Here is a 19,981-nt window from a genome sequence, read left to right as displayed (position 1 = left end):
CTCGCCGCGCTCTCCCCGCTCACCGATCGGAACCGCGCTCGTCGGGGTCGATCGGGACGCCGTCCTCCGTGGGCGGCGCGACGTGGTCGACGTACGTCTCGGGGTCCGGATCGCGGACGGTCACCTCGACCTCGATGTCGCCCAGTTCGTCGGGGGTGCCGACGGCGAAGTTGACCCGCCCCGCGAACGCCGCCTGCTTCTTCAACCGGAACGCGAAGGTGTCGCCCTCGAGGTTCCCCAGGAACGTCATCCGGGCGGTGTCGAGGATCTCCGCGCGGTGGAGGTGTTCGGAGAACGACTCGAGGGAGTGGGTCGTCGCGACGACCTCGCCGGGGCGCTCCTCCACCTCGACGCCGGGGAAGACGTTCCGTATCGCGTCCGCGACGCGGTCGGTCACCTCCGTCGCGCGCACCGGCGCGCGGATCGTCACGTCGACGCTGTAGACGGCGCTCATCGATCGCACCCCCCTCTCTCCTTTCCTCCCTCCTCCTCCAGCAGTTCCCGCACCCGCGCGCGGAACGATTCGAGGCTCCCGTCGTTCTCGATGGTCACGTCCGCGCGCTCGATGGCCGCGCCCATGCCGAAGCCGAGTTCGCGCTCGTCGCGCGCCGCCAGCGACTCGCCGTCGTGGTCGGTGTTGTCCCGTGCCCGCGCGCCGACGCGCTCCGCGCGGAGGTCGAATGGCGCGGTGACGGCCACGAGCGTGAACGCCTCCCCGAAGCGCTCCTCGAAGCGTTCGGCCTCGGCGTCCGATCGGAGGCCGTCCACGAGGACGGTGTCGCTCCCTTCGAGGGCCTCCTCGACGTGCGGGAGCGACCGCTCTGCGATCGCGAGCGGTCCCTCCTCCTCGCGGAGTCGACGCGCGATCTCACCGTGGTGGTCGGCCGGGTCGAGGCCGCGGCGGCGACACTCCTCCCTGATGACGTCGCCCATCGTCACGACCGGAATCGCCATCTCGCGGGCGACGGTCGCCGCCTCGCCCTTTCCGCTGCCCGGCAGGCCGACGGTCCCGATGACTCCCATTACCCGCGAGTCGGTCCGTTCCGTTCTTAACGGCTGTGTTCTGTCCGGGCCGCCTCGGGCGCTGCACGAAACCGACTCCTTTTGATGCTCTCGCGTGAACCCGTCGATAGGGCACGTAGCTCAGCTAGGATAGAGCGTCGGACTTCTAATCCGATGGTCGTGGGTTCGAATCCCACCGTGCTCGTCACCTCCGGCGAACGACAGTGAGCCGTGAGTGACGATCCTCGTGGATTCGAACCCTGGGAGTCGCAGCGGCCGAACGGAGTGAGGGCGACCGTCTCCCTCCGGTTCGAATCCCACCGTGCTCGCTGGCCTGTCGCGAACGGACGTGAGCGACGGCCAGCGGATCGAGGTGGCGATTCGAATCAGGGAGCACGCAGTCCGAGCGAAGCGAGGAACCGTGCGACCGTGGTTCGAGTCCCCTCGGACTCGTCACCGCCGTCGACCGGCGGTGAGCCGTGAGCGACGCTACTCGTGGGTGCCCTCGACGCTCGGTGGACCGGCCCCGGCAGGTCGTGCGCCCGCGGTCTGCTACGGGAGCGCCTGCCGTCCGGGGATTCTGCCGACGGTGGTGCGTCGGGAACGTCCCCCCTCTCGACGGAGCGCGTACCTTCTCGGTGTTGAATCTTTTGGCCCTACTGGATACGGTCGATACTGACGATATGGAATAGGAGATGGTATTTACACCTATAATATGTGTTTTACATCTGGCTAGACCGTTATACGATAGATTCGGCGCACATTCTACTACTCGTGTGAGCGGCGTGTCTACCCCGTCATGTGGCAATTCCGATAGTGGAGATCGGCCGTCTCCTGGTATCTGGCTAACTTACATGTTATTCTAACATACTATCTTTTAATTTTGATATACAACAAAATACTTATTACATCGTACCCGATGAATGATGGTGGCATGGACGAATTGGCACGTGGGAGCGTGAGCGAATCCGCAGCGGACGATGGCCCCCCGATGGAGGGGGAGGCGGAGGCGGACCGGTCGCTTCTGGATCGACGCGAGTACCTGCGGCTCGGCGCGGCGGCGGCGGGCGTCGTCGCGATCGGCAGTCGGGTAGGGCGGGCGGCGGGGACGACCCGCCACGGCATCGAGTTCGACCGGGTCCTGAACGCCGTCGAGGACCTCGGGATGGACCCCGGCGGCGAGGAACCGATCGACGAGGCGTTCTACGGCGCGATGACCGACGGGACGCTCGTCGAGTTCCCGCCGGGTCGATACCTCTTCACCGGATACGAGGATCAGCGCGAGCTGAACCGCTTCGGCGTCCGGGGACTCGGCGCGCACCGGAACGACGTCGAGTTCGTCACGCCCCCCGGCGAGTCGTCGTACTTCCTCTGGATCCGCGACGGTAGCGACGTCCTGATCGAGAACCTCACCTTCCAGCAGCGGATGCGCCGGGACGGCGGCGACATCGGTAACGTCGTCCGCATTCGCGACGGACTCCAGGTTCACGACGTCGAGTTCGCGGGGTTCAACACGAGCGGCGACACCGACCGCTGGGGATTGCTCCCGAAGATCACCGATCCCGACGGGGAGGGGCTCGTTACGGGGTTCGTCCACACCGGCCCGTCCGATTTCGAACCGCACGGCGTCAACGACGGCGCGGGCGGCGTCTTCCAGGGACACAGGGGGACGCTCACCTGGCGAAACTGTCACATCGAGAACGCGGCGGGCGACGGCGGCCTCTACACCGGCAAGCACGAGGGATCGTGCAACTTCGAGAACTGCCTCTTCAAGAACAACGACATGGCCGTTCTACGCCTCGGCGCGGGATCCTACGTCCGGGACTCCACGATCGTCCTCGACTGGGACGACGCCCACCCGGAGAACACGGGCGACCCCGGCGGGGTCAGCGGGCTGTACTTCTCCAGCGGACCGTGGGGCAAGACCGGCGGCGGCGTCTACGACTGCGACGTCGTCGTGCGCAGCGCGTACCGGGGAACCCCCGGCATGGGCGCGATCGTCGTCAACGCCTCCGACGGCGACGTCACCATCCAGAACACGCGAATCCGCAACGACGTGGACGATCAGCCCGCGGTCTTCGCGTTCGCCCCCGGCGAGCGCTTCCCGTCCCACGGGGTTCCCCCGAAGGACAGCTGGGGGATCACCCTCGACGGCGTCTCGATCACGGGATCCGCGCGCAACGAGGACGGGGCGGTCTTCCTCGACAAGCGGCCCGGGTCGGTCGTCCGCGACTGTTGCGTCCAGATGGAGCACGGCGACGGCATCCACCTGGAGGACTCCCCCGACTGCGTCGTCGACAACACGACGATCAACGTCCCCGGGACGGCGATCGACTACGTCCGCTCGTCGGCGGAGACGCGGGGCCTGCGCTACGACGAGTCCTGTCCCCTCCCGAGCGAGCGGTGGCGACGGAGCGACGACGACAGCGCCGCCGAGGGCTCGTCGCCCTCGATCCGCCCCGCCGAGACGACCGAACCGGCCGAGACGACCGAACACCACCTGAAACTGCACTCCGAGGAGCCGTCGCCCTATTCGTTCGCGGTGAGCGGCGACCTGTCGTTCGACCCGGCGTTCGGGACGGAGGACTACCTCGACGGGAACGCGACCAGCGGCTTTCTCGTCGGCGGCACCGACGCCTATCGGTTCACGGGCCGCGTCACCTCGTTCGAGGTCGACGGGCCGGTCGAGATCGAACTCGACGGGGAGGCCGTCACCGCCTCGGAACTCCGCTCGATGGACGATCGCGCGGAGGAGACGGATGGTGGCGACGCCGGCGACGGATCGACCGATACCGGCGACGGATCCGGTGACGACGGCTCGGTCGGCGACGGATCGCCGGACGGATCCGGGGACGACGCACCCGCCGACGGGAGCAGGCGTCACCTGACACTGCACTCCGAGGAGTCGTCGCCCTACTCGTTCGCGGTGAGTGGCGATCTGTCGTTCGACCCGGCGTTCGGGACGGAGGACTACCTCGACGGGAACGCGACCAGCGGCTTTCTCGTCGGCGGCACCGACGCGTACTGGTTCACCGGGTCGGTGACCGACTTCCAGGTCGACGGACCGGTCGAGATCGAACTCGACGGGGAGGCCGTCACCGCCTCGGAACTCCTGTCTGAGTCTCGTCCCTCCCACACCCTGGCGGTCGTGAGCACGGGCGATCGGGCGGCGACCTACCGGTTCACCGTCAGCGGCGGTATCGACCCGCACCCCGACGCCGAGGCGGCCGACGCCGGGGACGCCATCTCCGGCGGCAGCGCGGAGGGTGCCGTCCTGGGCGGTACCGACGCCTACCGCGTTACGGGGATCGTCACCGACTTCCAGCTCGACGGTCCCGCCGCGGTCTACGTCGACGATCGACAGGTGGACCCGGAGCTGCTCGCCTCGAGAGGGATCGACGGGGCCGTCCTGCCCCACACGTTCGTCGTGGACGGGACCGGCGGCGACCCCTGCTCGTACGTGCTGGCGGTCGACGGTACCATCGCCGAGCACCCGTGGGGCGGCGACGACCGCGCGGCCGACGCGGTCGCCGGCGGTCGGGTGGAGGGGCGCGTCGACGGCGGCGTCGACGCCTACCACTTCAGCGGCGACCTGACGGAACTCCGGATGGACGGCACGGCGCAGCTCTCGTTCCTCGGGTAGGTGACGCGCGGTGTGGGCGGTGCGGAGCGGGGCGAGGCGGGAACGAGCGAGCGGAGGTAGACTCGCCGTTCTCGTACTTCAGTCGTCGTCGGCGAGCGAGCGCGCGGCGGCGGCGAGCCCCGGCGTGCTCTCCTCGTCCTGCGCGGTGATGCGCCAGCCGACGAGACCCATCAGTACGACGACCAGCGGCGAGAGGAAGCCGAAGAAGTAGTACGGCGCGTAGGCGAGCGTCGGGACGCCGAGGACGGTCGCCATGTAGACGCCGCCGGAGTTCCACGGGACGAGCGCGCTCGTGGTCGTCCCGCCCGCCTCGACCGCCCGCGAGAGGTTGCGGCTCTCCAGGTCGAAGTCGTCGTAGATGCCGCGGAGGCTCATCCCCGGCACGACGATGCTCATGTACTGCTCGGCGGAGAGGACGTTCATGGAGAACGCGGCGGCGACGGTCCCCGCGGTGAGTCCGGCGACGCTTGAGACCGCCCGGCCGATGGAGTGGGCGACGACCGCGAGCACGCCCGTCCGTTCGAGCATCCCGCCGAGCGCGAGCGCCGGGATCACGATGGTGATGGTCCACGCGGAGCCGACGAGGCCGCCGCTCGCGAGCAGGTCGTCGACGAGCTTCATCCCCGTCTCCGGAGACGTGCCGCTCTGTGCGACCTCCCACGCCGCCGTGAACGACGCGGCGGTCACGGTCTGCCCGAGCGAGGCGAGCGTCCACGTCCCGACGAACGGGCCGCCCTGGACGAGGATCTGCGTGATCCCGCCGAGGAGCGCGCCCGCCGCGAGCGTCGGGAGCGCGGGGTAGCCACGCAGCGCGAGGGCGAACGTGAACAGCAGCGGCAGGAAGACGAGCGGGTGGATCGCGTACGCCCCCGCGATGGCCGACTGAATGGCGTCGACGCGGCCGGCGGGGACCGCCCCCGCGAATCCGAGGCCGAGCGCGGCGTAGCCGAGCACGGAGACGCCCAGCGCGATGGTCGTCCCGACGCGCATCGTCCGGACGTGGGTCATGAGGTCGGTGTTGGTGACGGCGGCGGCGAGGTTCGTCGTGTCCGACAGCGGCGAGATCTTGTCGCCGGTGTACGCGCCCGAGAGCACGGCACCGGCGGTCATCGGCGCGGGGACGCCGAGCCCCGCCCCGATGCCGATGAAGGCGACGCCGAGCGTGCCGGCCGTCGTCCACGACGACCCGACGGCGAAGGCGACGAGCGCCGCCAACAGCGCGGCCGCGGGCAGGAACACCCGCGGCGAGAGCACGTCGAGACCGTAGTAGATGAGCCCCGGGATCGTCCCCGCGCCCATCCAGGTGGCGATGAGCATGTAGATGACGAAGATGATGAGGATCGCCTGCATCCCCATCACGAGTCCGTCGACGACGCCCTCGTACAGCCGCTCCCACGAGAAGCCGAGCCAGTAGTGACCGACGACGCCCGTGAGCGCGATGCTCCAGAGGAGCGGCAACTGGGGGTCGAGACCGAAGACGAGCTTTCCGACGCCGAGAAACAGGAGCATCCCGACCAGGGGGACGAACGCCTGCACCAGGGTCGGCCGCTCGTCCGGGTCGATCTCCTCGAAGGTGAGCGGTTCGAACGACAGCGCTGGCATTACCAGCGCGTATACCCTCTCCGCATTTGTATCTGACCTGATGATGAATGACACGCATATTCGTACCGCTAGTAGCGTTCGAGCCGTCAGGAGGGCGGGTCGAGGAGGCGGTCCGACGGCGACAGGACGATACGTGCGGGCGACGACGGGGGAGTCGATGCACTCGCCGGAACACGCCGCGGTCGGGGCGGTCGTCAGCGCCGTCGCGGTCGCGGTCCTCGCTGTCGCGGGGACGTTCTCGACTGTCGCGCTCGTCGCGCTCTGGGTATACGGCGTCGCGCTCAGCGTGTTCGTCGACCTCGATCACTTCCTGCTCGCCCGGATCCAGACGGGCAACTGGTCGCACCTGCGCGCCGGACTGCGCGACCTCCGGGGCGCGTTCGTCGAGCAGGAGGGCACGTTCCGCGGTCTCGGCATGGAGCGCCGCCGACACCTGAGCCACCACGTCGTCGGTGGCCTCCTCGTGGCGGGCCTCGCGCTGGTCTCCGTCCCGGTGGCGGCCTTCACCGCCGTCGTGCTCTACGCGCACGTCCTCTGCGACCTCCTGCGCGACAACGGGATCGCGTGACGGAGGCTACGAGTTTATTTCCTCAGCCGTCCTATCGTATGCGTCATGCCTACCGCCGAAACTCCCCGTGAGTCCGTCGTAACGCCCGCTCGAAGCTCCCGCGACCTCCTCGTCCGCGGCGCGCTCGCGCTCGTCGTCGCCGTCCTCGGGGCGGCGCTCGTCCGCCTCGTCGCCGGGGCGCTGCTCGTCGTCCCCGCCGGGTTCGACCCGATGGGGTGGACCCCGATCGTCACGAGCAGCGCCGTCGCCGCCGTCGGCGCGACGCTGGTCTACGCCGTCCTGACGCGCCTCGTCGCCCGCCCGGACCGCTGGTTCGTCGCCGTCGCCGCGGTCGTCCTGGCGCTCTCCGCGCTCCCGCTCGTCACCGTCGCCCCCGGCCTGCCCGGCGCGACGACCGAACTCGTGGCCGTCCTCGGCGTCATGCACCTCGTCGTCGGCGTCGGGATCGTGGTCGCGCTCGTCCGCGGGACGAAGATCGTCGCCCGCTGAGCGTCGCGCCGACTCCCCGTCGAGCGCCCGCTGCGCCCCCGACCGTAATCGACGGTTGCCGACGACCGCCGACCGTCGGCCGACTACCGGCCGATTGCGAACCGCAGGCCGACCGTCGGCCTGCCGACGGCTGACCGATCGACGGTCCGGTCTCAGTACGATTCCTTCAGGACGAGCGTCCCGGCGTCGTCGTAGACGGACACCGTGTCGCCGCCGTTGTTCCAGACGGGAGCGCCGTAGCCCCAGTAGAGGTCGGTCCCGGTGTCCGTCCCCGATCCGGTGTGAAGCGTGACCGTCGCGCCCGCGTCGAGCGTGAACGCCGGGAACGTGTACGTCTTGTCCACCTCGTCCGTCACCCGCCAGTCGGCGAGCGCGAGCGCCGCGTCCCCGACGTTCTCGAAGACGACGTACTCGTCGTCGAGGTTCTCCCAGTCGTTCCCGGCGGCGTCCGCGTGGATCTCCGCGACGGCGAGCTTTCCGCCCGTCGTCCCGCCGCCCGACCCGTAGGCGTCGAACAGCGGGAAGGACGTGTCGAAGTTCGACGTCGCGGGGATCGCGGCGTCGCCGCCGACGTTGTTCGTCGAGTCGCGGACGACGTCGGCGTTCACCCGCAGATCGGTGTCGAGGGCCTCGGCGACGGCGTCGAGGTTGTCGCGCGCGGCGGCGGTCGCCCGGCCGCTGCCGAGGAGGACGACCGCCCCGCCGTTCGCGGCGAAGGCGGCGATCGCGTCCAGTTCCGCCGCCGAGAGCGCGTCGGTCGGGGCGGTGACGAGGAGCGCCCGGGCGTCGCCCAGTCGGGCGTTCGTGAGATCGTTGAGCTGTTCGAACCCGATCCCGACGCCCTCGAGGTACCGCTGGTAGTAGGCGGCGTCCTCGTTCGAGAGGGCGAAGTCGGCGGCGAACTGCCCGTGTCCGCCGTCGACGAGCACGTCCCCGGTACGGTCGGTGAGGTGGTCGATCACGTTCGAGAGGAAGACGAAGTTCTCGTAGCCGCTCGTGTCCGTCGAGAACCCCTCGGCCTCCTCGTAGGACTCGTCGATCAGCGGGCCGCCGAAGACGGCGACGTTGGCGGCCTCGTCGAGCGCGACGAGCGGGAGGTCACCCGCGTACTCGTGTCCGCCGTCGAGGTCCTGCGCGGCGGTCGACTCCGCGAAGACGGGGACGCGCGAGGGGTCGACGCCGCCGGTCGCCGTGCGGACCGTCGCCGTCGGCGGGAAGAACAGGTCGTCCACCGCGCGGTTGCGTATCTCAGTCGAGTTCGCGGGGTCGCTCTCCGTCCAGACGGCGCGCTTCGCGTTGCGCGCGTCGTCCTCCTCGGCCCAGAACTCGTCGTGGCGCGAGAATCCGGAGCCGTAGACGCGGGCGTAGCCGTCCGCGAGGATCTCTCGGTTGTAGAGCCGGTCGCGCGCGCCGTCGCCGTCGGCGTCGTAGCGGACGTACGCGAGCAGGCGACCGTACTCGTCGCGGACCGGTTCGTTCTCGTCGAAGGAGACGTCCACGGTCTCGCCCGCGAGTCGCGCCGTCGCGTAGTCGGTCGCACTCGCCCCGTACGACTCGAGGTAGGTCGCGTCCTCGATCCCCTCCCACTCCTCGGGGCGCTCGTACTGGCTGTTCGAGGCCTTCTCCGGCGTGTCGATGCCGAGCATCCGGACCGACTCGGTCGTCCCGTCCAGGTCGACGTCGACCGTGTCGCCGTCGACGACGTCGGTGACGGGGACCGTGTAGGTCTTCGAGGGGTCGAGACCGAGCCCTTCACGGTCGGCGAAGTAGGGGAACGACGCGTTGAACTCGTCCGTCTCGGGCCGGTAGTCCGCGCCGCCGTTGTTCGTCCGGTCGGTCACCTCGTCGTCGTTGAACCGGAAGCCGAGGCCGAGGTACCCGGGGACGTCGTTCAGGTTCGCCGTCTCGTCGTAGTTCCCGTAGTCGCTCTGGTCGTGCAGGAACAGCGCGCCGCCGTCCGCGACGAAGTCCGCGAGCGACCGGAGTTCGCCCTCCGTGAACGCGGTGCTCGGGGAGGTGACGACCGCCGCGCTCGCGCCGGGGAGGTCGTCGGCGAGCGTCGTCGTCGCGGCGACGGCGTAGCCGTTCTCCTCGGCGTAGGCGACGAACTCGCCGAACTTCGAGCGCGTGTAGTACTGGCCGTGTCCCTCGTCCCAGAGGACGGTCCCGCCGCCCGCGTGGGCGTCCCAGACGTTGAGCAGGAACTCCTCGTTGCCGGCCTGCCAGTCGGTGCCGTCCTCGACCAGCATCGAGCCGAAGCCCACCACGTCGCCGTCCGCCGCCGCGAGCGGGATCGCGGTCCCGTCGGGGTAGGCGACGCCGTACCCGTCGCCGTCGGAGTCGCCGTTCGTCGCGGTCGACTCGGCCCACACCGCGATCAGCGCGTCGTCGGTGAGCGGGTCGTAGTTCGCGTCCAGCAGGCTCGCGGTCGAGCCGAACACGAGCGGCGAGATGGTCGACGCGGCCCGGGCGTGGCCGAGCGCGCCGTCGAACCCCTCCGCGATCGTCGAGCTGGCCGCCGTCACCGCAACCGTCGTCAGGAACGTCCGTCGTTGCACGACCCACGTCGCGAAGCAATACGATATAAAATTTAGTATCGCTCTTGCGTAGGAGATTGTTGATACTGCAGAGCGGTCGCTGCGGAGTCGAAGAGGACAAGGGCACCGCGTCAGCGGTGCCCGACACGAATGATTCCGCTAGATGTGTTTGGGTCGGAATCGGTCGCAGCGGACCTGTTGGCGCAGGTTCGCTGGCGTGACGGTGTTACCTGTCCTCGCTGCCGTTCTGACCGAACGGTCAGAAACGGCAGCTACAGAGAGTTTCAGCGGTATCTCTGTAAGAATTGTGACCGCACGTTCAACGACAAGACGGGCACAATCTTTGCTCACTCGAAGATCGCGCTCCGCCGGTGGTTGTTCTCGATCTACGCGTTTCTCCGGTTTAACACCAGTCTCCGCCAACTACAGTGCGAAATCGAGGTAACACACAAGACGATGCACCGGCGCATCGAGCGCTTCGCCAGAGCGCTCGATGCGCCTTCCCTCGATCTCGTTGGTCCGGTTGAAATCGACGAAGTGTACGTCAACGCGGGGAAGAAAGGCCGCGAGCGCGACCAGGAGTCGCGCTCGCGTGGCCTGTCCACGCGCGGGCGAGGTTCGTACGATGGCGACAAGCCACCCGTGTTCATAATCGCTGATCGCGGGACCGGACAGCGGTACGTGATTCCAGCGAAAGCCGCCGACGAATCGACGATTCGACTCCTCCTTGCTGACCGCAAAGAGGAGTCGCTCACGGTCTATACCGACGGCTTTCGAGCGTACGAACCGCTCGAAGACGACGACGCATTCGACCGCGAATACGTCGTCCACGGCGACGGCGAATACGCCGATGAGGAAGTTCACGTCAACACCTGCGAGAGCCACGCGTCGCTGACGCGACGGTGGCTCTCGCCCCATCGAGGCGTCTCGAAAGACAAGTTGACGCAGTATCTCAGAGCGTTCCAACTACGTCGGGAACTGTTTCGGAAACCCGGTCGAGACGCTCTCAAACACGCTGTTCGAGCGACGCTGTGAAATCAACAATGTGCTACGGATGAGCGTCTTTGGTTTCCCTGCTAGCCTGATTGGGATGGATCCTGATCTGTTCGCACGGGGTGTACAGGCGGTGATTGATAGCCAGAGTATAAGCGTGCTTGATCTCGGATTTTACTCCGAAGCGCCGCTGTTCTTCGCTTTTACTGCGAGCGTCGGTTTGATCACTGGGCTTAATGCGCCGGCTGCTATCGGTGTGTTCCCCGTTCTGATCGGAGTGGTGTTGCCGCTTTCCACGGCCATCATCGTCAATCGACTGCTTGGCACTCTCATTCCGCGGCGTATGGCGATACTTGCTGCTCTATTGATCGCCGTCGCGACCTTCTCCACGACGTGGTCGTACGCACCTATCGCTCAGACGCTGTCGGTCGTCTATTGGGGGGGGATAACCGTCGCCGTTCTCAGGTACCTCGACAATTGGTCCTGGCAGTTTGCACTCCTGATTGTGTTATTCTCTACAGCGTTATCATACACTCACAAATTATCTGTATTTTCGTTTTTCTTTACAATATGTTTCATGTTTATCATACATCTAATCGGCCGTTTCCAGTTCTTCTCTCGCTCCAATATCACGTACCGACTTCAACTCAAGCGGATGACGTACGTCCTATTGTTTACCGGAAGTTTGCTCGCAGTTCAATGGACCTTCGCCACTGATTATGCCGCTAGGTTCGCCTTCAGGCTATTCATCCTTCTATCTGGTAAATCGCTTGAAATGATTGACGTTGGTGGGATTCCAACGGCTGCAGTCCACTCGATGCCGTACGCTATGCGAATCATATCTAATCTCTTTAGCTTCATCACGCTCCTGATCTCCGCGGGACTCGGCTGGGTTCTTGTCTATATTTACGACCGAGACACTTTGACAGTTCAGTATCTCCTCGCCGCGTCAAGTACAACCGTCGCGTTAGTCGCGGTTGGACTGTTCATGGGAGCTATCAATCCTGCCCGCGCTCTCTTTCAAGGGGAGTTCCTCCTAGTCGCCCTCGTTGCTCTCGGACTCCCTAAATTGCTCACGATATCTTATAACTCTCAGGTGTCTGCTCGCCGCTTTTCTACTGCACTCACGCGATTGGCGCTGTACGTATCTCTCCTAGTCATGGTGACCTCACAGATTATTACTCCCGTGGCTGCTCCCGATTTTCCCGATCGTCCTCGACAGTATCTCACCTCTGAAGAAGTCGCTGGAAAACTCGCCGGTTATCAGTACGTCGATGGAAACATCAGCCTCGATTACTATGCGGCCGTCGAATCATCTCCACCTGCAATCGTCGCCGGACACGACGAAGGAAAGTATACCCCGATTACGACTGGCTACGTGAATGCCACTCTTCTGGAACAAAATCGGCGGTATATCGCCGTTCGCCGAACAATCGATGTCTATCGAACCGATACTGGATCTTGGGAGTTGCTCTGGAACCCAGAGCGGGTTCTGAACGCTCGATACCATCGAATATATGCGAACGATGGCTATACGCTTTTCCGACGACCCAATTGAGGATTGGATAATTGAATATGTCCGTGATCAACCCGCCGCTGGCGATACTCTACGAGAGATGGTGACTCCACGGTTTCTGCGTGAAACTGCTTCGACATCGGCGTGAAGTACGGTATGCTCCAGTTTGCGAAGTCACACCGTCTGGATAGTCGATACGTAACTTCCTCCGTCCCGGCATCTCTCTTGAACGTACTACCAGCGTATCAATAACGACCACTAGCTGTAAATTGATCGTAACGAGGGCGAAAAACGAGGTGTCGGAGTCGACCGTCTAAGAAACCCAATCCCGACCAGAGACGGCAAGGTGAGGCCATCCAATCACCGCAGCCAGGTCGTCAGGATCGTCCGCGTCAGCCCGACCGCGTATCCGAGGCTCGGCTTCTTCGTCTCGCCCGCCTGGCGCTCCTCGACGGTGATCGGGACCTCCTGGATGCGCAGTCCGTTCTTCCGGGCCTCGATGATGAGTTCCGGCGCGCTGAAGCGCTCTTCGGTCAGGGTGAGCCGGTCGAGTTCGGAGCCGCGGATCGCGCGGAACCCGTTCGTGCAGTCCGTGATGCTCGCGTCGGTCAGGGAGTTGATGAGGACGGTGAACGCCCGGATCCCGGCGCGACGCGTCGCGCCGTTGCCGGAGTTGTCCGCCCCCCGCCGGCGCGATCCCATCACGTAGTCCGCCTCGCCCTCGACGATGGGGCGGACGAGCCGTTCGAGTTCCTCGGCGGGGTGCTGCCCGTCGCCGTCCATCGTGACGACGATGTCCGCGCCGGCCTGCTGGGCGAGTTCGAACCCCGTCTTCAACGCGCCGCCCTGCCCCTGATTGACCGGGTGTTCGACGACCATCGTGCCCTCGATGCGCGCGCGCTCCGCCGTCGCGTCCGCCGAGCCGTCCGAGACGACGACGGGGACGACGAGGTGATCGAGCAGCGACTCGGGCAGCGATTCGATGACGCCGCGGATGCTCTTCTCCTCGTTGTAGGCGGGGATGACCACGTGGATCGTCGACTGATCGCCACCGTCGGGGTACGCCGTCTGGTGGGTCGACGCCTGATCGATCGAGAGGTTCCGCGTGAGGTCCCCGAGCTTCACCCGCGTCTCCCGAAGCGTGCCGAGCAGGTACAGGCAGAAGGCGATGAATCCGAGGTTGGCGACGAGCAGGATCGTGATGACGCGGTTCTCGATGTCGAGCAGCACGCCGATGGCGTCGTACACCGTCGGGAAGAAGCCGACCATGAAGACGCCGACGGCGATCGCGAGAGCGATGTAGAGGTCAACCTTCACGAACCGTCGACGGTAGCGCGCGACTCCCCAGACGAGGACGGCAGTGGCGACCAGCAACAGGAAGGCCGATTGCGTGCTAAGGGCTACCACGACGATTCACCCGCCGCTCGTACCGTACCAGCTGTCTGATCCATTTATTTTCTAATTCGACCAATGTAATATAACGCTTTTGTATGCTTAGCTAAGTAACGAACGATCATGGATGGTACGGTCAGCGCGTCACGTTGAGCCACAGGTGCGTCTCCAGGTACGCGTTATCGATCGAGGGGTCCTGTGGCGGCTCTCCACGGTAGAGGAGGAAGACGGCCCGGTACCGTCCCGGCTCCCTCGGGGCGTACGTGACGTTCCGTCGCGCCGTCCCGTTGTGTTCGAGGGTCACCTCGAACCGGTCGATCCGTCGCTCGCCGACGACGGTCGTGTCGTTTCCGCCGCCTTCGAGACGCTGGAGTTTCACGACGACCGTGTACGTCGTGCGCTCGTGTTCGTGGTTCTCCAGGCCGACCACGACCGTCCCCCGTTCGCCCCGCGTGAGGTTCGTCGCGTAGTCGTCGGCGACCAGCTTCCCGTCCCGGGTCTCCGTCAGGAGGTAGAACTCCGAGAACTGCTCGCTGTCGTTGGGCGTCACGAACGCGTAGGTCACGCCCGACATCGCGACGAGCACGCTCACCACGAGCACGACGTTGAGCACCCGATCGGTTCGCGTGTCCGCCCGCAGGACGCCGTCGCCGATCGCGCCCCACCAGCGCCGGTACGGGACGACGAGGCGCTCGTCGGGCGGCAGCCGTCGCCGCCGTCGCGCCGCGACCGCCGCCGCCGCGAGCGTGACGACGCTCAGGACGACGAGTATCGGTACCAGTCGGATCCCGAACGGCGTGAAGTTCAGGACGAGCGCGAGCAGCGGGACGACTGCCACGCTCGTTCCGATCGACAGCGCGACCCGCTCGACGCCGGAGATCCCGCCCCCGTCTGCCTTCTCTCCCCCGCGCTCCGGGAAGAGCGCGGCGACGACGGCGTATCCGGGCACGAACAACACGAACGCCAGCCCCAGGAGGACGCGAATCGGGGTCTCGCTCACGACCGGCGCGACGGCGGCGACGTCGGCGAGCAGCGTCAGCGCGACCACCGCGGCGAGGTCCGCCGGTAACTCGCGCACGGGGCGCGGAACGAGTAGCCGTGGATTCATTGGATCCTACTCGTATTCATTGGATAAAAACCCGTGCCGTTCAGTCGGCGGTCGTCCCCTCGGTCGGTTCGTCGTCCGACCCGTCGAAGCGGCCGGCGGCGTCGACCACGCGTCGTGCGAGCGACTCCGGGAGTCGGCCCGGGGCGAACGCCGCCCGCTCGTACGCCCGGGTGAGGTCCTGCAACGAGTCGGCCTCGTCTGCCGAGACGTTCTCGACGTTCTCGGCGTAGAACTCCCAGTGCGTGCGCCCCCGGTCTACGTCTCCGCGCCGGGAGAGGCGTTCTCTCACCGCGAGGTACGCCGTGACGACGCCCGAGTTCGTCTCGCCGCGCTCGATCAACTCGCGGGCGCGGTCGAGCGAGTGCTCAGACCCCTCAGTCGCCGCGGTCGGTTCGTCGACGGTCCCGTCGCTCTCGTCCGACGACTCGTCGGTCCAGAGCACCTCCTCTTCGGTCTCCTCGTCGCGGCGATGGAGGTACCAGCCGCCGAGCGCGAGCGCGAGTAGCAGCAGCGCACCCAGCGCGAGCGCCGCGGTCCCGAGCAGCGACTCGCCGGCGGTGGCCAGTTCGACGCGCGCTTTCGCCCGCGCCGCCTCCAGGCTGGTCCCGCCGCCGCCGTAGGCCGCCCCGACGAGGAGCGTCGCGTCGTCGCGTCGGGACTCCGGGATCGGGACCGTCGTCTCGAACGTCCCGTTCTCGTCGGTCCGGACCGTCGTGGCCACGGTCCCGTTGAGCGCGAGTTCGACCGACCGGTTCACGACGGGACGGCCGTCGTCGGTCGTCAGTCGCCCGTCGACGGCGATCGCGCTCTCGTTGACCTGCGTCCCGTTGAGGGCCAGCCTCGTCGGCGTCGAGGCGACCGAGAGCGTCGCGTTCGCCGCGGCGCTCGCGATGGCCCGACCGCGAAGCGGCGTCACGGCGACGACCGACTGGTTCCCCGCCGGGACCGACGCCGGCAGGGGGACCGTCACCGCGAAGCGCCCGTCGTCGGACGGCATCCCCCGCGCGATCGTCTCGTTCGCGATCCGGATCGCCACGGGGACGCGGACGCCGCGGTCGGCGGCGGTGACGCGCCCGGAGACGGTGACGGGCGTGCCGAACGAGGCGTTCTTCGGCGAGCGCTCGACGGCGACGTTCGGCTCGACCTGCTCGACGGAGACCGGAAGCGAGTCCGTGGAGTTGAAGTACGGCGACCCCCGCCGGGGCAGGAACTCGACGGTCACGTTGCTCGCGTTGGCGGGCAACAGCGTGGGGCGGTACTCGACGGCGAACTCCCCCTCGCCGTCGGTCGTCGTCTCGTAGGTCCGGTTTCCGATCCGGAGGGCGATCTCCCGGTCGGCCACGACCGTCTCGTTCTCCATCGAGAGTTCGCCGCGGATCGTGAGCGGGTCGACGAACGACACGTCCTCGCCCTCGGCGATGGTGGCCAGGTCCGTCTGCACGAACGACGCCTCCCGGATCTCCGCCTGTCGCTGGGAGATGTTCTCGGCGACGGCCGTCGTCGCCCGCGTCGCGTTCGTGAAGTTCCGTCCGGTCAGCGAACCGAGCCGATCGTACCCCTCGGTCGTCTGCACCGCGTTCCGGTTTACGTTGCGGCTGATCCGTTGGAGGTCGCGAGCCAGCCGCCGAGCGCGCGTCTCGTTCCCCGCCTCGCGCGCCTCTCGGTACCGTTCGAGCGTCCTGTCGTAGCGCGACGCGCCGCGGACGACCTCGCGCTGGTTCTTCCGGGTCCGCTCGTACGTGCGCGTCGTGTTCGTCTCGCCGCTGACCTCGACGAGCCGACCGAGCTGGCTCTCGTACTCGTCGCCGAGGAGCCGTCGCGCCGCGTCGTACTCCCCCGACTCGAGCCGAACCGCGCTCTTCCCGAGCCGGTCGGCCAGCGACTGGACGAGCCACCGTTCCACCTGGGCCATGTCGCCCTCCCCGTTAGCGCTGTTCGGATTCTCGTGTCGCGTCGGCTGTGCCGTCCCGTTCGTCCCGTCTTCCCCCTGCTCCTGCAACGAACCGGCCGCCGTCCCCGGACCGACGGCACCGGCCACCGCGGCGAGGACGAGTAACGCACAGCACGCGAGCGTCAATCGAGTCACTACTCGAACCGTCCGCGCTCCTGGTAGATGTATTTTATTCCCAATACCGACCAGTAGATTCAAACAGCGGTGAGGAATGGTACTGGTATGGAGTTCACCCGTCGGTACTGGGCGACCGTCGCGCTCGCCGCCGTCCTCGCGGCGTTCGCCGTCGTTTCGGGTCGCGTCTGGCCGCTCGTCGGGGGCGGACTGGTCGGCGCGTGGGTGCTCGCCCAGCAGCTCTCGTTCGCCGTCGCCGTCGGCCGGTTCGACGACCGCCTCGACGTCGAGCAGTCGATCGGCCGGCGGGAGGTCGCGACCGAGGCGTCCGCGGAGGTCTCGCTCGTCGCGACCGCCGATCGGCCGAGCCGCCTCGACGCGCGGGTCTCCGCCACCCCGCCGGTCACGGTCGACGCCGGTCCGGAACGGGTCGCGCGACTGCCCGCCGGTTCGACCCGGGCCGAGACGGCGTTCGAGGCCGAGTTTCCCGTCGCCGGACGGGCGACGTTCGACCCGCCGACGATCACCGCGACCGACCCCGCCGGCCTGTTCCGAACGTCGTTCGCCGCCGGCGAGGCGGTCACGGTCGACGTCTCGGCGCGGACCCCGTCGGAGGTACGCGTCGGCCGGGGCGGCAGTACCATCGGCGTCGCCTACGGCGAACACCCGGGCGTTCGATCGACCGCCGGCACGGAGCCGGTGAGCGTCCGCGACTACGTGCCCGGCGACGCGGCCCGCCGGATCGACTGGAAGTCGACGGCCCGCCTCCACGAGCTACAGGTCCGGGAGTTCGAGAGCGAGACCACCCTCACGACCGTCCTCCTGGTCGATCACGGCTCGTCGACGGGCGAGGGGCTCACCGGCGAGACGAAGCTCGACTACCTCCGGGCGGTCGCGAGCAGCGTCGTCGAGTACGCCGCGCGCGCCGACGACCCGATCGGCTGCTACACGGTCGACGACCGGGGGATCACATCGCGCCTCTCGCCCGGGACGAGTCGCGACTACGCCGAGACGGTCGAACGCCGACTCGACGAACTCGCCGCGGCGATCGACTCGTCCGCGAGCGCCGTCGGCGTCCGACCGCTGTCCGTGCGCCGCGTCCCCGTCCTCGACGGCGCGTTCGGTCGAACCGTCGAGGCGTACCTCGACGCGGCCGGAACCGTCGAGACGGCGGACCGACCGCTGGTCGCCGCGGCGCAGACGATCCGGTCGCGGCTCGCGAGCGGGCGGGTGTTCGTCTTCACCGACGACACCGACAGGGCGGCCGTCATCGACGCCGTGCGCGCGCTCGTCGGCGGCGGCATCGAGGTGGTCGTGATCCTCGCCCCGACCGTCCTGTTCGAGCGGCGGACGATGGCGCAACTCGACGCGACCCACCGGGAGTACGTCGCCTTCGAACGCTTCCGCCGCGAACTCGCCGGGCTACACGACGTCAGCGCGTTCGAGGTCGCGCCCGGCGATCGCGTGGACGCCGTCCTCTCCGCCGGGACGGGACTGCGGAGGGCGAGCGATGCGTGACGCGCTCCCCCCGCTCGATCGGTGGTCGGCGCTCGGCCTGGCGGGCGTCGGCGCGACCGCCTACGGCCTCTGGTACGCGGGACCGGTCGGGCTGTTCGCGGGCGTCGCGCTCGCCGCGTGCTGGCTCGTCACGCCGTTCGGCGCGGCCGCGCTCGGCTCGGTCGTCGCCGGTGCGATCCTCCCCGCCCCGGCCCCGTCGCCGGCGGCGGCCGCGCTCGTGACCCTCGGTCTGGCGGCGACGGTCGCCGGCGAGTTGCGCGACGCGTCGGCACCGTCGGTCGCGCTGGGCGCGTTCGCCGCGCTCGCGCTGGGCGCGGCGGTCCTCCCGGCGCTCTCGGTCCGGTTCGACCTCTGGCGGGTCGCCGGCGGACTCGCCCTCGTCGTCGCGCTCGCCGCCTACGCGCTCTACCGGTACGAACTCGTCCGACTCGGCCTCGTGGAGGTGGACGCGTGAGCGCCGACGGGCGCGCCACGGCCGCTCGCGGCGACCGCGAGGACGGGAGCGAGGGCGAGGATAGGGGCGACGGGCGGAACGCGGCCGAACTCGCCGCGCAGGTCGAACTCCTCGCGGCCGAGAACCGCCGACTGCGCGCCGTCTACCGGGACGCCATGCGGACGCGGTACCGGCAGACCGCCGCCGGCTTCGGCGCGCTGGGGGCGCTCGCGCTCCTCGCCGGGTGGCTCTTCCCCGGCGTGCGGACGGTCATGTTCGCGCTCGGGGGGACCGGCGTCTTCGCGGGCGTCCTCACGTACTTCCTCACGCCCGAGCGGTTCGTCCCCGCGCGGGTCGGGGAGGCGGTCTACGGAGCGCTGGCCGACAACGGGGGCCGGATCGTCGGCGAACTGGAACTCGCCGACGAGCGCGTCTACGTCCCGCGGGAGGACGGCGTCACGCTGTTCGTCCCGCAGCGCGAGCGGTACGAGGTCCCCGCGGACGAGGACCTCGACGCGACGTTCGTCCTCCCGCGGCGCGAGCGCGAGCGGGGCCTCGCGCTGACGCCGACGGGCCGGCGGCTGGCGGAACTGTTCGAGGACACCGACGACGCGCCCGCGGAACCGGCCGCCGTCGCCGCGAGGCTCGCCTCGGCGCTCGTCGAGCAGTTCGAACTCGTCGAACGCGCGGACGCGGAGACGGACGCGAGCCACGGGCGGGTCAGCGTCGGCGTCGCCGGGCCCGCCTACGCCCCCGTCGACGGCTTCGACAACCCGATCGCCTCGTTCGTCGCGGTCGGCCTGGCGCGCGCGCTCGGCCGACCCGTCACGCTCTCGGTCGTCGAACCGGACGACGAGCGCTACGACGCGCTCGTCGTCTGCTCGTGGACGGTCGAAGGGGGCGACGGAGGCGACGGAAGCGGACGGCGGGAAGGAGGCGACGGAAGCGAAGGAGGGGGAGGGGACGAGGGGAGCGACGGGAGCGGGGCGGCGGTCGACGGCGAGACGGCGAGGGAGCGGGGCCCGACGAGCGCCGGCGAGTCGACGCGGGACGACCGCGCGAACTGAGCCGTCCGCCCGTCCCCCGTCCCCTCGTCCCCTCGTCGCTCCGACGTT

The 19,981-nt window shown here is 68.1% G+C and carries 15 protein-coding genes and 1 tRNA gene; 9 read left to right on the top strand and 7 right to left on the bottom strand.

Annotated elements, in window-relative coordinates; genetic code table 11:
* Positions 1–19: 19 nt before the first annotated feature.
* Entirely contained in the window at positions 20–454 is a 435-nt protein-coding gene (locus NKI68_RS07595) for an RNA-binding domain-containing protein (protein WP_254546113.1), read from the bottom strand.
* A complete protein-coding gene (locus NKI68_RS07590) occupies positions 451–1,023 on the bottom strand; it encodes an AAA family ATPase (protein ID WP_254546112.1) in 573 nt (190 codons plus the stop codon). Before NKI68_RS07590 ends, NKI68_RS07595 begins: the two co-directional genes overlap by 4 nt.
* Positions 1,024–1,132: 109 nt before the next feature.
* Here NKI68_RS07590 and NKI68_RS07585 point away from each other — a divergent pair.
* Together NKI68_RS07585 and NKI68_RS07580 are read left to right on the top strand one after the other, a co-directional pair.
* Positions 1,133–1,207, top strand: a tRNA-Arg gene (locus tag NKI68_RS07585).
* 753 nt (positions 1,208–1,960) lie between these two features.
* Positions 1,961–4,645 carry a right-handed parallel beta-helix repeat-containing protein gene (locus NKI68_RS07580; RefSeq protein WP_254546111.1) on the top strand — a complete coding sequence of 895 codons (2,685 nt, stop codon included), beginning with the start codon at positions 1,961–1,963 and terminating at the stop codon, positions 4,643–4,645.
* A 78-nt stretch (positions 4,646–4,723) separates the two neighbouring features.
* Here the strand turns inward: NKI68_RS07580 and NKI68_RS07575 are convergent, their stop codons facing one another.
* Positions 4,724–6,247 carry a Na+/H+ antiporter NhaC family protein gene (locus NKI68_RS07575; protein ID WP_254546110.1) on the bottom strand — a complete coding sequence of 508 codons (1,524 nt, stop codon included), beginning with the start codon at positions 6,245–6,247 and terminating at the stop codon, positions 4,724–4,726.
* A 157-nt stretch (positions 6,248–6,404) separates the two neighbouring features.
* On the opposite strand from NKI68_RS07575, the gene NKI68_RS07570 reads away from it, so the two are divergent.
* Positions 6,405–6,815: a hypothetical protein gene (locus tag NKI68_RS07570; protein WP_254546109.1), complete on the top strand. Its 411-nt coding sequence runs from the start codon at positions 6,405–6,407 to the stop codon at positions 6,813–6,815.
* 45 nt (positions 6,816–6,860) lie between these two features.
* Positions 6,861–7,304 (top strand): DUF6069 family protein, encoded by a 444-nt coding sequence (locus NKI68_RS07565; protein WP_254546108.1) that lies wholly within the window; start codon positions 6,861–6,863, stop codon positions 7,302–7,304.
* A 152-nt stretch (positions 7,305–7,456) separates the two neighbouring features.
* Here the strand turns inward: NKI68_RS07565 and NKI68_RS07560 are convergent, their stop codons facing one another.
* Positions 7,457–9,862, bottom strand: a complete 2,406-nt coding sequence (locus NKI68_RS07560; RefSeq protein WP_254546107.1) for a DUF4350 domain-containing protein — start codon at positions 9,860–9,862, stop codon at positions 7,457–7,459.
* A 129-nt stretch (positions 9,863–9,991) separates the two neighbouring features.
* Between NKI68_RS07560 and NKI68_RS07555 the strand changes: the two genes are divergently transcribed.
* Together NKI68_RS07555 and NKI68_RS07550 are read left to right on the top strand one after the other, a co-directional pair.
* Positions 9,992–10,876, top strand: a complete 885-nt coding sequence (locus NKI68_RS07555; protein WP_254545389.1) for an IS1595 family transposase — start codon at positions 9,992–9,994, stop codon at positions 10,874–10,876.
* Positions 10,877–10,931: 55 nt separating this feature from the next.
* Entirely contained in the window at positions 10,932–12,392 is a 1,461-nt protein-coding gene (locus NKI68_RS07550) for a hypothetical protein (protein ID WP_254546106.1), read from the top strand.
* 318 nt (positions 12,393–12,710) lie between these two features.
* On the opposite strand, the gene NKI68_RS07545 is transcribed toward NKI68_RS07550, so the two are convergent.
* From NKI68_RS07545 to NKI68_RS07535, 3 genes are all read right to left on the bottom strand, one after another.
* The gene (locus tag NKI68_RS07545; RefSeq protein ID WP_438267812.1) at positions 12,711–13,763 is read right to left on the bottom strand and encodes a glycosyltransferase family 2 protein; all 1,053 of its coding nucleotides are present in this window, start codon (positions 13,761–13,763) and stop codon (positions 12,711–12,713) included.
* A 115-nt stretch (positions 13,764–13,878) separates the two neighbouring features.
* Positions 13,879–14,850, bottom strand: a complete 972-nt coding sequence (locus NKI68_RS07540; protein WP_254546104.1) for a DUF1616 domain-containing protein — start codon at positions 14,848–14,850, stop codon at positions 13,879–13,881.
* Between the two features lie 40 nt (positions 14,851–14,890).
* Entirely contained in the window at positions 14,891–16,936 is a 2,046-nt protein-coding gene (locus tag NKI68_RS07535) for a DUF4129 domain-containing protein (RefSeq protein ID WP_254546103.1), read from the bottom strand.
* Between the two features lie 87 nt (positions 16,937–17,023).
* Between NKI68_RS07535 and NKI68_RS07530 the strand changes: the two genes are divergently transcribed.
* The 3 genes from NKI68_RS07530 to NKI68_RS07520 are packed head-to-tail and all read left to right on the top strand — an operon-like array spanning position 17,024 to position 19,933.
* Entirely contained in the window at positions 17,024–18,433 is a 1,410-nt protein-coding gene (locus NKI68_RS07530; protein ID WP_254546102.1) for a DUF58 domain-containing protein, read from the top strand.
* Complete coding sequence (locus NKI68_RS07525; protein ID WP_254546101.1) at positions 18,426–18,887, top strand: DUF8163 family membrane protein; 462 nt, start codon at positions 18,426–18,428, stop codon at positions 18,885–18,887. The genes NKI68_RS07530 and NKI68_RS07525 overlap by 8 nt, the downstream gene beginning before the upstream one ends.
* A complete protein-coding gene (locus NKI68_RS07520; RefSeq protein ID WP_254546100.1) occupies positions 18,884–19,933 on the top strand; it encodes a DUF7982 domain-containing protein in 1,050 nt (349 codons plus the stop codon). The genes NKI68_RS07525 and NKI68_RS07520 overlap by 4 nt, the downstream gene beginning before the upstream one ends.
* Positions 19,934–19,981: the final 48 nt, after the last annotated feature.

Source organism: Halomarina pelagica (genome assembly GCF_024228315.1).
In the GTDB taxonomy this organism is placed as follows: Archaea; Halobacteriota; Halobacteria; order Halobacteriales; family Haloarculaceae; genus Halomarina; species Halomarina pelagica.
This window is presented reverse-complemented; position numbering and strand designations above follow the sequence as displayed.

Bases quoted from the DNA above. Each gene is read 5' to 3' on its own strand.
- NKI68_RS07595 (WP_254546113.1), bottom strand. From the start codon at position 454: ATGAGCGCCGTCTACAGCGTCGACGTGACGATCCGCGCGCCGGTGCGC.
- NKI68_RS07590 (WP_254546112.1), bottom strand. From the start codon at position 1,023: ATGGGAGTCATCGGGACCGTCGGCCTGCCGGGCAGCGGAAAGGGCGAG.
- NKI68_RS07575 (WP_254546110.1), bottom strand. From the start codon at position 6,247: ATGCCAGCGCTGTCGTTCGAACCGCTCACCTTCGAGGAGATCGACCCG.
- NKI68_RS07570 (WP_254546109.1), top strand. From the start codon at position 6,405: ATGCACTCGCCGGAACACGCCGCGGTCGGGGCGGTCGTCAGCGCCGTC.
- NKI68_RS07565 (WP_254546108.1), top strand. From the start codon at position 6,861: ATGCCTACCGCCGAAACTCCCCGTGAGTCCGTCGTAACGCCCGCTCGA.
- NKI68_RS07555 (WP_254545389.1), top strand. From the start codon at position 9,992: ATGATTCCGCTAGATGTGTTTGGGTCGGAATCGGTCGCAGCGGACCTG.
- NKI68_RS07550 (WP_254546106.1), top strand. From the start codon at position 10,932: ATGGATCCTGATCTGTTCGCACGGGGTGTACAGGCGGTGATTGATAGC.
- NKI68_RS07540 (WP_254546104.1), bottom strand. From the start codon at position 14,850: ATGAATCCACGGCTACTCGTTCCGCGCCCCGTGCGCGAGTTACCGGCG.
- NKI68_RS07530 (WP_254546102.1), top strand. From the start codon at position 17,024: ATGGAGTTCACCCGTCGGTACTGGGCGACCGTCGCGCTCGCCGCCGTC.
- NKI68_RS07525 (WP_254546101.1), top strand. From the start codon at position 18,426: ATGCGTGACGCGCTCCCCCCGCTCGATCGGTGGTCGGCGCTCGGCCTG.